This window comes from Kitasatospora sp. NPDC034533, from assembly GCF_055575155.1.
In genome coordinates this window covers 92,601-106,378 of the sequence record NZ_JBVITE010000003.1, presented here as the reverse complement: position 1 = coordinate 106,378, position 13,778 = coordinate 92,601, and the positions used below count along the sequence as shown (strand labels likewise).

The 13,778-nt window shown below is 73.6% G+C and carries 4 protein-coding genes; all 4 read right to left on the bottom strand.

The features are described 5' to 3' along the window. Positions 1–9: 9 nt before the first annotated feature. The 4 genes from ACZ55U_RS03465 to ACZ55U_RS03450 are packed head-to-tail and all read right to left on the bottom strand — an operon-like array spanning position 10 to position 13,778. The gene (locus ACZ55U_RS03465; RefSeq protein WP_465521943.1) at positions 10–1,065 is read right to left on the bottom strand and encodes an MDR family NADP-dependent oxidoreductase; all 1,056 of its coding nucleotides are present in this window, start codon (positions 1,063–1,065) and stop codon (positions 10–12) included. Continuing rightward, complete coding sequence (locus ACZ55U_RS03460; protein ID WP_465521941.1) at positions 1,062–2,771, bottom strand: phytoene desaturase family protein; 1,710 nt, start codon at positions 2,769–2,771, stop codon at positions 1,062–1,064. The genes ACZ55U_RS03465 and ACZ55U_RS03460 overlap by 4 nt, the downstream gene beginning before the upstream one ends. Next, positions 2,768–4,552, bottom strand: coding sequence for a phytoene desaturase family protein (locus tag ACZ55U_RS03455; protein WP_465521939.1), 1,785 nt, complete (start codon positions 4,550–4,552; stop codon positions 2,768–2,770). Before ACZ55U_RS03455 ends, ACZ55U_RS03460 begins: the two co-directional genes overlap by 4 nt. Then, positions 4,539–13,778, bottom strand: coding sequence for a non-ribosomal peptide synthetase/type I polyketide synthase (locus ACZ55U_RS03450; RefSeq protein WP_465521937.1), 9,240 nt, complete (start codon positions 13,776–13,778; stop codon positions 4,539–4,541). The genes ACZ55U_RS03455 and ACZ55U_RS03450 overlap by 14 nt, the downstream gene beginning before the upstream one ends.

Genomic DNA, 13,778 nt, shown 5'->3' with positions numbered 1-13,778 from the left:
GCACGCCGCTCAGAGCTCGACCAGCACCTTCCCCCGGCTCGCCGACCGGTCCAGGTACAGGCCCCGGTAGGCCTCCGGAATGCTGTCGAACCCCTGGTGGACGGTCTCCCGGTGCATCAGCTCCCCGCTGCGGACCAGCGGCCCGAGGTCCCGCCGCAGCGCCGCCCAGTTCTCCTCCGTGAACCACTCCAGCGAGAAGATGCCGCGGATCGTGGTGCGCGGGAACATGATCATCGGCAGCAGCCGCGGCCCCACCCAGTCGCCGCCGACCTGGCTCCCCCACTGCCAGCAGACCGCCACCCGGCTGTCCACCGCCAGCATCCGGAACACCACGTCCGTCAACGCCCCGCCCAGGCTGTCGAAGTAGCGGTCGATGCCCTCCGGCGCCAGCTCGGCCAGCTGCTTCTCCACCTCCTCCGGCGCGTCACCGTCTCGGTACGGCAGCACCGCGTCGAAGCCCAGTCGCCGCAGCCACTCGGCCTTCTCCGGCGTCGCCGTGGTGCCGATCACCCGGGCGCCCCGTTGCTTGGCCAGCTGCCCGACCAGCGAACCGACCGCCCCGGAGGCCCCGCTGACCAGCACCGTCGAGTCGGGCCGCACGTCCAGGAACTTCTCCACCGTCCCCCAGGCCGTCATCCCGGGCCCGCCCAGGATGCCGAGCGCGGTGGACAGCGGAAGGGCCTCGTCGTAGTCGGCCGGGTCCAGCTTCCGGTAGGCCGGGAAGACCATCGGGAAGGTGCCGGTCTGCCAGAGCTTGGGCTCGCCGTCGCTGATCACGTGGGTGCGCCAGCCGCCGAAGCCCTGCACCAGGTCACCGACCGCGAAGCGCGCCCGCGGCCCGGCCTCCACCACCTCCATGATCGAGTCCGCACCCATGTGGTCCCCGATCGGGGTGTCCAGCGCGATGCCCTGGAGGTACGGGTCGACGGAGACGTACCGGGTGCGCAGCAGCATCTCGTCCGCCGCGAGCCGGACGTCCACCTCCTCCACGACCTTCCGGTACACCCGCTCGACGTCCGGCACGCCGTCCGCGTGCTCCTGGACGACCCACTTCTCGATCCTCATGAGGTCACTCCAAACTGTCGGTCGGCGGGGCCGACCCGGTCGATGAGCAGAGTGGGCGGCGGGGCGCTGTCGTCCACCGCCGCCGTGAAGGGCTTGCCGTCGTCCCGGCAGATGAACTGGACGACGTGCCGGCCGGCCGCCGCCGCGCGGATCAGCCCGCCGGTCGTCGCCCAGACTCCGGACTGGTAGAAGTTCGCGAGGCCGGGCAACCCGGGGCCGTTGCGCTTGACCTCCTCCTCCAGCGTCTCGCCGCTCTCCACGAAGGGCTGCCAGCCCAGCACGCTGCCGTCGTGGTTGCCGGTGTAGCGGACCTGGGTGAGCGGCGTGGAGACGTCCTTGACCGCCACCGCCTCCCGGAGCCCGGGGTGCCGGACGTCCAGGAAGTCGACGATGGTGTCGCGCACCCGGCGCTTCTCCCGCTGGTACTCCCGCCCCCGGCCCACCGGCAGGGTGTGCAGCTCCTCGCCGCGCCGCATCCGGGCCGCCTGTTCCGGTCCGGTGCTCAGCTCGCGCCAGGGCGCGATGTCGCAGAAGTAGCTGGCGTACACCACGGTGGTGTCGACGGGCGAGAGTTCCGGGTAGTGGCGGCTGCGGAACTGGACGTTGATGCTCGGGTGCCGGATGCCGGTGAGCCGCGCGGCGACCTCGTCCCCCAGCAGGTAGGTGGTGCACGGGTCCCCGGCCGGGAAGGGCCGGCGCAGGCCGAGGAAGACGGTCACGTAACCGGGGAAGACCATGCCCGGCTCGTTGATGGTCTGGGTGTACAGCCGCCGGTAGGTGTCGCTCAGGTAGCGGCCCTTGAGCAGGTCCATCATGGTGGTCCGGCCGTCGCAGGCGGCCACCACGATGTCCGCCCGCACCTCCTGGCCGTCGCTCAGCCGCACCCCCACCGCCCGGTCGTCCTCGACCAGGATCTCGCTGACCTTGGTGTTGTAGCTGATCTCGCCGCCCAGCCGCAGGTAGCGCTCCTCGATCGACCGGGCCAGCCCCAGCGAGCCGCCCTCCGGCACCCCGGCCGACTGCCCGGCGTGGCAGGCGAGTTGGAAGTAGTTGGGCAGCACCGGGAAGTTGGGGTGCTTCTCGTACAGGATGAAGTTGAACGCCTCGCGCAGCAGCGGGCTCCTGAACCGCGCCGAGTAGTCGCTCATCAGCACCGTGATCGAGCGCCGGATCACGTTGAAGTACGGCAGGAAGGAGGCGAGCATCCGCATCCGCTCCCAGCGCCCCATCAGCCCGACCGGTTTGAGGAAGGGGTAATGGGCCAGCGCCAGACGGAACTTGCGCAGCCCGGCGCAGAACCTCCGGATCTGCCGGGCGTCCTCCGGGGCGAGGTCCAGCAGGTGCGCCTCCAGCCGGTCCGGGTCGGAGTAGAAGTAGACCGCCCGGCCGTCCCGGGCGCGCACCACGTTGAACACGTCGAAGTTGCGCACCCGTTTGCCCTGGAGCGCCCCGAGTTCGAGCCAGATCTGGTGCATCTCGTTGCCCGGCCCGCTGCCCAGCAGCCAGCTGATGCAGCAGTCGAAGGTGAACTCGCCGCGGTCCCAGCCGGTGCAGCAGCCGCCGGGGATCTCGTGCATCTCCAGGATCCGGGTGCGGTAGCCGTTCATCTGCGCGTAGCAGCCGGTGGACAGGCCGCCGAGCCCCCCGCCGATGATCACCATGCTCTGCCGGCCGGCGCCCGTCCCGGTCGTCCCACTGCTGGTCATTCCGCCACTCCCACTTCCGGCAGCCCCACTTCCGGCAGCCCCACTTCCGCCACTCCCATGTCCGGCAGCCCGGCTTCCCGCCGCACGGCTTCCCGTGGGCCGGCTTCCGGCAGCCCCTCGGTGGCCCGGCCGAGTTGCGGCAGCCGGCCCCACTTGCCCGGGTGCCAGGGCTCCTGGTTCTCGCTGGGCCAGGCCCGGAACGGCCGGCCCAACTCCTCGCAGAGGTACTGCGCGGCGAACCGCCCGCTGGTGGCGGCCCGGATCAGCCCGCCGAGCGCCGTCCACTGGCCCGCCATCGAGAAGCCGCTCAGCCCGGGCAGGCGCATCCGCTCCCGGTTGACCAGCCGGTTGGCGGCGTCCTCGGCCTCGGAGAAGGCCTGCCAGGCGAGGATGCTGCCGTAGGTGTTGCCGGTGAACCGTTCGGTGGTCACCGGCGAGGCGACGTCGACGAGTTCGATCCTCCGGCCGAGCCCGGGGTACGTCCGTTCCAGGAACTCCCGGACGAACGCGGCGACTTCCTGCTTGCGCGCCCGGTAGGCCCGGCGGTCGGCGGTGCGCAGGTCCTTCCAGGAGCGGTAGTCGCTGAAGTACGTGCAGTGCAGCACCGACTTGCCGGGCGGCGCGAAGCCGTCCGCGTAGGAGGAGCGCAGCTGCACCACCAGGCTGTGCTGGAGCGAGCCGGGCAGCCGCCGGCCGTCCTCGGGCGCCAGCAGGTAGGTGGTGGCGTGCGGCTCGCCCTCGGGCAGCGGGCCGTCGACGCCGACGAAGGCGGACACCACGGCCGGGTACAGGTTGCCCGGCTTGTCCAGCAGTTCGCCGTACAGCCGCTCGGTGGAGGGGCTGGAGTAGCGCCCCTCCAGCAGCCGGTCGAGCACCGTCGGGCCGTCGCAGGCGGCAACCACGTGGTCCGCGAAGTGCCGTGAGCCGTCCCGCAGTTCCACGCCGATCGCCCGGCCGTCCTCGATCAGCACCCGCTCCACCCGGCGGCGGTAGCCGATCACCCCGCCGAGCGAGGTGTAGCGCTCCTCGACCGAGCGGGCCAGCCCGAGCGAACCGCCCTGCGGGAAGCCCGCGTTGCCGTTGTGCGCGGCGGACAGGGTGTACAGGTACGGCAGCAGCGGGAAGCCCGCCGGCTCCTGGAGGAACATGTTGGGGAAGGCCCGCCGCAGCAGCGGGTCCTGGAAGCGCTCGGCGAAGCCGCTCATCGGGGTGGTCGCGGTGCGCCAGAACAGCCGGAACGCGGGCAGGACGGCGCGCAGGGTGCGCAGCCGTTCCGCCGTGGTGCGCAGCGGCGGCGGGGTGAGCTCCCAGGGCAGGTCGATCGCGGCGAAGCGCCGCAGGTCCCGGCAGAAGGCCCGGATCGGCTTGGCGTCCCCGGGCGCGAGGGCCAGCAGGTGGGCCTCCAGCCGGTCCGGATCGCCGTAGAAGGTGACGGCCCGGCCGTGTTCGTCGACCACCCGGTTGAAGGTCTCGAAGAGGGTCACCGACTTGCCGTCCAGGGCGCCGAGTTCGCTCCACACCTGGTGCGCTCCGGTGCCCTCGGCGGTGCCGATCAGCCAGTCGATGCAGTAGTCGAACAGGTAGCCGTGCCGGGACCACGCGGCGCAGCAGCCGCCGGGCAGCACGTGCTTCTCGAAGATCCGGGTCTCCAGGCCGCTCATCTGGGCGTAGCAGCCGGTGGCGAGGCCGGCCAGGCCGGCCCCGATCACGATGACCCGGGGCGGGCCGCCGGGGGCCCGCTCCCTGGTGGACCAGTCCGGTCCCCGGTCAGCCGCGGCCATCGACGGCGCCTCCGGCCAGGATGGCGCCCGCCAGTTCGGCGTTGCGGGCGGCGAACTCCCCGTCGAGCATCTCGGCGTGGCTGCCGTGGCCGACGTACACCGCGGTGCCGGTGGTGGAGGCGCCGTGCCAGGAGCCCGGTTCGCCGCCCACGTGGACGGAGAGCCGATCGCGTTCGCAGACCACGTCCAACTGGGCCTTGACCGTGCCGGTGTTGGGCGTTCGGCTGCTGAACTCCAGGTAGTCCCTGGCCTGTTCGAGGGTCTCCTGGGCGACGATCCGGGAGCCGGTGTGGCGGTGCAGGTGCTCGTGCAGTTCGCGTTCGAAGGCGGCCAGGTGCTCCTCGCCGAGGTCGAACGCCTCGGTGACCCGGTAGGCGTCCACCAGGAGCACCGAGTCGACGGTGCGCCCGCGCCGCTCCAGCTCCTTGGCCACCTCGTAGGCCAGGTTGCCGCCGAGCGAGTAGCCGAGCAGCACGTACGGCCCGTCCGGGTGCAGTTGCTCGACCAGGTCCGCGTAGCGGGCCGTCTTGTCGTCGCCGGTCAGGTAGTTGAAGGAGGCGATCCGCCGCTCCGGCAGATGGGCGGCGAGCTGCCGGTAGACCAGCCCGTGGCCACCGGCCGGCGGGAAGCAGAAGACCGTGCGGTCCGCGGGCGCTTCGGAGTTGAACCAGAGGTAGGGCTCGCTGCCGGCCACCTCGCCGGAGATGATCTGCTCGACGGTGCGGGCCATGCCGTGCAGGGTGGTGACCTTGAAGAGCAGGCCGACCGGGATGCTGATGTTGAACTCCGTCTGGAGGTGGTGGATCAGCTCGATGAGCCGGATCGAGCTGCCGCCGAGCTCGAAGAAGTCGTGCTGGAGGCCGACTTCGTCCAGGCCGAGCAGGTTGCGCCAGTGCTCGGCGACCCTGGTCTCGTAGAGGGTGACCGGCGGTTCGTGCTGGGCCCCGGCCGTGTCGGCCTTCGGCTCCGGCAGCGCCGCGAGGTCCACCTTGCCGTTCGGGGTGAGCGGCAGGGCGGGCAGTTCGGTCAGGAAGGAGGGGATCATCACGGTGGGCAGGTGCTCGGCCAGGTGGCGGCGCAGCTCCCGGCGGTCCAGCACGGTGCCCTCGGCCGGCACCACGTAGGCGGCGAGCGCGGCCTCGCCCCGGGCGTCCGGGCGGACCGTCACGCAGGCCTGGGCGAGTTCCGGGCGGGCGGTGAGGTGGGCCTCGATCTCGCCCAGCTCGATCCGGTGGCCGCGGACCTTCACCTGGTTGTCGATCCGGCCGAGCAGGTGCACGGTGCCGGTGGTGTCCCAGTGGCCGAGGTCGCCGGTGCGGTAGAGCCGGACGGTCGCGCCGTCGAGCTCCCGGGTGACGAAGCGCCGGGCGGTCTGCTCCGGGTCGTTGGGGTAGCCGGCCGCGACGCCCGCGCCGCCGATCCACAGCTCGCCGGGCACGCCCACCGGGACGGGCTCGCCGTAGGGGTCGAGGACGTACACCGCGCTGTTCGGGAAGGGCCGGCCGATCGGCACCATCCGGCCGGGCTCCAGCCGCTCGGCCGCGCCCTCGTAGTAGGTGCTGTCGACGCTGGCCTCGGTCAGCCCGTAGGAGTTGACCAGCCGGGTCTGCGGGCCGCACAGGGCGCGCAGCCGCTGGTGCTCGGCGGCTTTCCAGGAGTCGGAGCCGACGATCAGCAGCCGCAGGAAGTCCAGCGTCAGGCCGTCGCGCTCGCAGTGCGCCAGCAGGGCGCGGGCGACGGCGGGCACGAACTCGCCGCCGTCCACGGCCTCCTCGCGCATCACCCGGTACAGCCGGGCGGTGTCGAAGAGCAGCTCGCGGTCGACCAGGACGAGGGTGCCTCCGGTGCTGAGCGCCCGGGCGAGGTCGCCGGAGAAGACGTCGAAGGCGGTGCCGGCCATCTGGAGGTGCACCCGGACCTCGGTGTCCAGCCGGTACTCGGCGCGCCAGCCGGCGGTGACGGCGGCCAGGTTGCGGTGGTCGACCCGGACGCCCTTCGGGCGGCCGGTGGAGCCCGAGGTGTGGATCACGTAGGCGGCCCGGTCCGGGTCGGCGGCGGGCAGCGGCCGGGCCGTGCCGGCGGGCCGGTCCAGTTCCTCCAGGGTGACCAGTTCGGCGGGCAGGTCGGCCGCGAGCGGGCGCCGCTGGTCGACCACCACCAGCGCTGCCCCGGCGTCGGCCACCTGGTGGGCGAGCCGGTCGGCCGGGTGGCCGGGGTCGAGCGGCAGGTAGGCGGCGCCGGCCCGCCAGATCGCCAGCAGCGTGGTGATCAGCTCGGGTGACTTCTCCAGGCAGACCGCGACCACCGAGCCCTCGGCGACGCCGAGTTCGCGCAGCCGCAGGGCGGTGCGGTGGGAGCGCCGGTCCAGTTCGCCGTAGGTCATCCGGCGGGTTTCCTCCCGGCCGGGCGCGACCACCGCGACGGCCTCCGGACGCTCGGCGGCGGCCTTGGCGATCAGCTCCGGCACCGGGACGTCGTGCTCGACCCGGCGTTCGGCGCCGCTGAAGACGGTGAGGATCTCCCGGCGCTCGGCCTCGCCCAGCATCCGCAGGCGCCCGACCGGCTCGGCCTCGGCGGCGCGGGTCATGGCGTCCAGCAGGTTGCGGTAGTGCGCGGCGAGCCGCTGGACGGTGGCGGGCTCGAAGAGGTCGGAGTTGTACTTGAAGACGCAGTGGAAGCAGCCGTCCGCGCGGTCCTCGTAGGCGGACAGGGTGAGGTCGAACTGTCCTTCCTCCTCCGGGAGTTCGATGTACTCCAGGCGGTAGCCGAAGCGCTCGACGGCGACCTTGTGGGTGAGCAGGATGAACATCGCCTGGAACACCGCGGAGCGGCTCGGGTCGTGCTGGAGCCCCAACTGCTCGACCAGCAGCGGGAAGGGGTACTCCTGGTTGTCCAGGCCGCCGAGCACGCTCGTGCGCACCCGGGCCAGCAGCTCGGCCACGTTCGGCTCGCCGGCCAGGCTCACGTGCAGCGGCAGCGGGTTGACGAAGTAGCCGTAGACGGAGGCGAACTCCTCCTGGGTGCGGCCGGTGACCGGGCTGCCGACCACGATGTCCGGCTGTCCGGACCAGCGGTGCAGCAGCAGGTAGTAGGCGCTGAGCAGCACCATGAACGGGGTGGCGCCGTTCGCTCGGGCCAGTTCGTGGACCCTGGCGGTGAGTTCCTCGTCCAGCTGGAAGAACTCGGAGGCCCCGTTGTGGGTCTGCACGGCCGGGCGCGGCTTGTCGGTGGGCAGCGCCAGCACCGGCATCTCGGTCGGCAGGTGGCCTCGCCAGTAGTCCAGCATCCGGCGGGCCTCGGGCCCTGCCAGGAAGCGGTTCTGGTGGTTGAGGAAGTCGAGGTAGCGGGCGGGCACCGGGGGCAGTTCCGGGGTGCGGCCCTGGCGCAGCGCCTCGTAGACCTCGAAGAGCTCCTCGATGAACGTGAAGGTGGAGATCGCGTCCGAGACGATGTGGTGGACGGCCTTCATCAGTACCCAGCGGTCCGGCCCGCGCCGGAACAGCCGCAGCCGCACCAGCGGGTCCTCGGCGAGGTCGTACGGGCGCCGGTACTCGCGGACGATCAGGTCGTGGATCTCCTCCCACGGCCGGCCCTCGACGTCGAACAGCCCGGTGTCGGCCTCGGCGTCCTGCCGGATCAGCTGGACCGGGCGGCCCTCCTCGGTGGTGAAGGCGGCGCGCAGCTCGGGGTGCCGGGCGACCAGGAAGCGGAAGGCCTCGAACATCAGCTCGGGGTCGATCTCCGCGCGCACCTCGACGGCGCCGCCGATGTTGTACGCGAAGCCGTCCGGGTGCAGCAGGCGCAGGAACCAGAGCGCCTGCTGGTTGTGGGTGAGCGGGTAGCGGGACTCGTCGGTGTACAGCTCCACCTCGGCCTCGGCCGGGCCGCCGTCGGCGAGCCGCTCGGCCAGGCCCTCGGTGAGCAGGTCGACCAGGTCGCCGACGGTGCCGTTGCTGAGCAGGGCCACCACCGGCAGGGCGACGCCCAGTTCGCCGTGGACCCGGGCCCGCAGCTCCATCGCGAGCAGCGAGTCGAGGCCGTGCGCGCCGAGCCTGGTCTCCGCGTCGATCCGCTCGGCGGCGATCCGCAGCACGGCCGCGGCGGCGGCGGTGAACCGCTCGGTGACCAGCTCCCGGCGGTCCTGCGGGCCGGCCGCGCGGTAGGCGTCCAGGAAGCCGCCGGTCTCGGCGGGGGCCTGCTCGGCGGCGTCGGCGGCCAGCTCGGCGACCAGCGGCGGCGGCGCCGGGTACCAGGCGAGGAAGGTCGGCCAATCGACCACGGTGGCGACCAGCAGCTGGGCGCGGTCCTGGCCGAGGACGCGTTCCAGGACGGCCGTCCCGGCGTCCGGCGGCAGCGAGCTCATGCCGCGGGCGTCGCGGTAGTGGGCGACCAGGCCCAGCTCCTCGATCATGCCGGTGGCCCAGGGACCCCAGTCGAGGCTGAGCCCGGGCAGGCCGTCGGCCCGGCGGTGGTGGGCGAGGGCGTCCAGGAAGGCGTTGCCGGCCGCGTAGTTGGTCTGCCCGGCGGTGGTGAGCAGCGACGCGACGGAGGCGAACAGCACGAAGTGGTCGAGCGGTTCGTCGCGCAGCAGCCGGTGCAGCAGGTGGCCGCCGACCACCTTGGGGGCGTAGCCGGCGTCGAAGGCGGGCCGGTCCATCTGGGCCAGCAGGGTGTCCTTGACCTGCCCGGCGAGGTGGAACACGCCACGGATCGGCGGGCGCTGGCGCTGGCGGTAGTCCGCGAGCCAGTCGGCGAGGGCGGCCTCGTCGGTGACGTCCACCGGCGCGAGCAGCGGTTCGGCGCCGAGCGCCTGGAGTTCGCGCAGGAAGGCGATCCGCTCCCCGGCGGGGCTGTCCGGGTCGGTGTACGCCCACTGGGAGCGCTCGGGCAGGGCGGTGCGGCCGACCAGGATCAGCCGGCGGGCGCCGCGCCGCACGAGGGTGCGGCAGAGCAGCCGGCCGAGGGCGCCGAAGGCTCCGGTGACGAGGTAGCTGCCGTCGGGGCGCAGTACCGGCGGCAGCGGGCGGGTGAGGCCCTCGGCCCGGCGCAGCCGGCTGGTGAGCCGGGCACCGGCCCGCAGGGCGATCTCCTGCTCGTCCCCGGCGGCGAGTTCGGCGAGCAGCGCCTCGGCCTGGTCGGCGGGGTCGGCGGCCGGGTCGAGGTCGATCAGGGTGCCGCGCTGGGCGACCAGCTCCTGCTGCCACAGCACCCGTCCGATGCCCCAGGCGGGGGCGCCGAGCGGTTCGACCCGGTCGCCGGGGGCGGCGGGCTGGGTGCCCCGGGTGACGATGTGCAGCCGGCCGTCCGGGCGGGCGTCGGGCAGGGCCTGGGCGAGGGTGATCAGGGAGTAGGCGCCGAGGGTGGCGAGCGGGCCGAGCCGCTCGGCGGTGGCGGCCTCCAGGGCGGGCAGGTCGAGGTTCCAGAGGTGGACGACGGTGCCGAAGCCCGGGTCGAGGTCGGCGAACAGCCGTCGGACGTCCTCGGCGGAGTCGGGCCGTACGGTCGAGTGGTCCTCGCCGTGCCGGTATCCGGTGCCGGGCCGGACGAGGTGGCAGCGGGCGCCGCGCGCGGTGGCCAGGGCGGCCAGCCGTTCGGCGAGGCCGCCCTCGTCGGCGAAGAGCAGCAGGTCGCCGGGCTCCCCGTCGGCGGCGGGCTCGGCCGCGGCCACCCAGGCGACCTCGGTGAGCCAGCCGTCGATGGTGGCCAGTCCGACGGAGGCCGGGGCCTGGGCGACGTCGGCGACCTTGAAGCCGGTGACCTTGCCGACCGGGGTGCCGTCCTCGGTGAAGAGCGCGAGGTCCCCGACGAGTTCCTCGCCGCTGTCCCGGGTGACGGTGGCGTGCACCCACAGCGGGCGGTCGCCGATCCCGTCGAGCCGGACCTCCTCGATGGAGACGGGCAGCCGGACGCTGCCGCCGTCGGGCGCGTGCAGCCGGGTGGTGAGCAGGGCCTGGAAGCAGCCGTCCAGCAGTACCGGGTGCAGGTGGTGGGCCGGGGCGTCCGGGCCGAGTTCCCCGGTCGGCCGGATCCGGGCGAGCGCCTCGTCGGGGCCGGCCCAGACCTCGGCGATGGTCCGGAAGGCGGGGCCGTAGTCGTAGCCGAGCTCGGCCAGCCGCCGGTAGCAGTCCGGGCCGTCGAGGTGCTGCCCCCGGGCGCGCAGCGCGTCCAGGTCCGGCACGGGGCCGTAGGTCCGGCGCTGGCCGGTGCGGACCCGGCCGGCGGCGTGCACGGCGGGCTCGCCGCCCGCCGGGGCGGAGGCGATGGTGAAGCGGGCGTCCTCGGGCGCGTAGCCGAGCTGGACGGGGACGGGTTCGGTCTCGGAGAGGAACAGTGCCCGGTTCAGCTCGATCTCGGCCAGCGTCACCTCGGTGCCGCCGGTCAGGGTGCGGACCGCCTGGGCGGCCATCTCCAGGTACCCGGCGGCCGGGAAGACCACCTGGCCCTCGATCCGGTGGTCGGTCAGGTAGGGCAGCCGCTCGGGGTCGAGGGTGCCGGTCCAGCCGGGCTGGGCGCTCGCGGTGCGGCGGCCGAGCAGCGGGTGGTCGAGCTTCCCGAGGCGGACCTGCTCGACCGGTTTGGGCTCCACCCAGTAGCGGTCGCGCCGCCACGGGTAGGTCGGCAGCGGTACCGGGCGGCCGGCCGGGTGCAGCGCGTCCCAGCTGAACTCGACGCCGAGGGTGTGGAGTTCGGCCAGGCTGCGGGCGAGGCGCTCGGGCTCGTCCTGCTGCCGGCGGATCGAGGGCAGGGTGTGCGCCTGCTCGGCGCACTCGCGGATCGCGTGGCCGAGCACCGGGTGCGGGCCGAGCTCCAGGAACAGCGCGTGGCCGTCCTCGGCCATCCGCTCGACGGCGGCGCGGAAGCGCACCGGGTTGCGGACGTTCTGCCACCAGTACTCGCCGTCCAGCTCCGGGCCGCGGGCGAGCCCCTCGCGGGCGGTCAGGTAGAGAGGCAGCCGCGCCTCCTGCGGCTTGATGGCGGCGAGCGCGGCGACGAGCTCGTCCCGGATCGGGTCCATCCGCACGCTGTGGTAGGGCACTTCGACGTCCAGCAGCCGGGCGAAGACGCCCTGCTGCTGGAGTTCCCCGGCCAGTTCGCCCAGCGCCTCGGTGTCCCCGGCCAGGGTCACCGCGGAGGGGCTGTTGATCGCGCCGAGCGAGATCCGGTCGCGGTACGGGCGGATCCGGCGCTCGGCCTCCGCCTCCGGCAGGCCGACGGCGAGCATGCTGCCGGTGCCGGCCAGGCGCTGCTGGAGGCTGCTGCGGGCGAGCACCACCCGGACGGCGTCGGCGAGGTCGTACACCCCGGCCTCGTGGAAGGCGGCGACCTCGCCGGTGCTGTGCCCGACCACCGCGTCGGGGCGCAGGCCGTGGCTCCGCCAGAGCGCCGAGAGCCCCACCTGGACGGCGAAGTTGGCGGGCTGGGCGAGCCAGGTCTCGGCCATCCGGGAGTCCGCCTCGTCCCGGGCCAGTTCGGTCAGCAGCGACCAGCCGGCCTGCTCGCGGATCTCCCGGTCGACGGCCCGCACCGCCTCCCGGTAGACCGGCTCGTGCTCGTACAGGCCCCGGCCCATTCCCCACCACTGCGGGCCCATGCCGGTGAACACCCAGGCCAGGCGCCGCTGCCGGCGCTCCCGGGCGCGGCCCTGGACGACCCGCGGGTGCTCCTCGCCGCGCCCGTACGCGGCCAGTGCCTCGTCCAGGTCCTCGCGGGTGGAGTAGACGACGGCGAGCCGCTCGGGCAGGTGCTGGCGGCGGTGCGCCAGGGTGTGGCCGAGGTCGGCCAGGGGCGTCCCGCCGGTGAGCTCCTGCCGTACGGCGGCGGCCAGTTCGGGCAGTCCGGCGGCGTCCTTGGTGCTCAGCGGCAGCACCGTGCGGGCCGGCTCGGCGGCCGGCGGGGCGGACTCGGGCCGCGGCGGCTCCTCCAGCAGGACGTGGGCGTTGGTGCCGCCGAAGCCGAAGGAGTTGACGCCCGCGCGGGCGGGCCCGCGGTGCTCGGGCCAGACCGTCGGGGCGGTCGGGATCTCGAACGGAAGCGCGGCCAGGTCGATGCCGGGGTTGGGCCGTTCCAGGTTGAGGTGCGGCGGGATGCGGCGGTGCTTGAGCGCGAGGGCCGTCTTGATCAGCCCGGCGACGCCGGCCGCCGCCTCGGTGTGCCCGATGTTGGTCTTGACGGAGCCCACGTAGCAGCGGTCCCCGGCGCGGCGGCCGATGCCGAGCACCCGGCCGAGGGCGGCGGCCTCGATGGGGTCGCCGACCGGGGTGGAGGTGCCGTGCGCCTCGACGTACTGGAGGCTGCCGGGCACCACCCCGGCCTCGGCGCAGACCCGCTCGATCAGGGTGACCTGGGCGTCCGCGCTGGGGACGGTGATGCCGTTGGTGCGGCCGTCCTGGTTGACGCCGCTGCCCAGGATGACGGCGTGCACCGGGTCCCCGTCGCGCAGCGCGTCGGACAGCCGCTTGAGCACGACCACCCCGACGCCCTCGGCCCGGACGTAGCCGTCGGCGGAGGCGTCGAAGGCGCGCGAGCGGCCGTCCGCGGAGAGGAAGCCGCCCTTGGTCTCGGCGATCGTGTACTGCGGCGTCATGTGCAGCAACGCGCCACCGGCCAGGGCGAGTTCGGTCTCGCCGCGGAGCAGGCTCTGGCAGGCGAGGTGGACCGCGACCAGCGAGGAGCTGCACGCGGTGTCGATCGACACGCTGGGCCCGCGGAAGTCGAAGCAGTGCGAGATCCGGTTGGACACCATCGTCATCATGGTGCCGGTCGCGGTGTGCGCGGCGATGGTGGAGAAGTCCAGGTCGGCGAACTGGAGGATCTTCCAGTCGAGGGTGAAGGCGCCCATGTAGACGCCGACCTCCCGCCCGGCGAGTTCGTCGGGGCGCAGCCCGCCGTCCTCCAGGGCCTCCCAGCTGACCTCCAGGAGCTTGCGCTGCTGCGGGTCCATGTGCTCGGCCTCGCGCGGGCTGATCCCGAAGAAGTCCGGGTCGAAGGTGTCGAAGCCGTCGATGTAGCCGCCCCGGCCTCCGATCAGCCGCCCGGGCTTGGCCCGGTCCCTGCTGCCCAGGGTGCCGGTGTCGTAGCGGTCGGCGGGCGTCTCGGTGAGACAGTCCCGGCCCTCGATCAGGTTGCGCCAGTAGGAACGGTGGTCGTTGGCGTGTCCCGGCAGGCGGCAGCCGATACCGGTGATCGCGATGCGCTCGCGGGGCACGGCGAAGGGCGAGGAGGTCAT

What these genes read in the sequence shown, in the direction of transcription:
- ACZ55U_RS03465 (WP_465521943.1), bottom strand. Translation starts at nt 1,065, where the DNA reads ATGAGGATCGAGAAGTGGGTCGTCCAGGAGCACGCGGACGGCGTGCCG.
- ACZ55U_RS03460 (WP_465521941.1), bottom strand. Translation starts at nt 2,771, where the DNA reads ATGACCAGCAGTGGGACGACCGGGACGGGCGCCGGCCGGCAGAGCATG.
- ACZ55U_RS03455 (WP_465521939.1), bottom strand. Translation starts at nt 4,552, where the DNA reads ATGGCCGCGGCTGACCGGGGACCGGACTGGTCCACCAGGGAGCGGGCC.
- ACZ55U_RS03450 (WP_465521937.1), bottom strand. Translation starts at nt 13,778, where the DNA reads ATGACCTCCTCGCCCTTCGCCGTGCCCCGCGAGCGCATCGCGATCACC.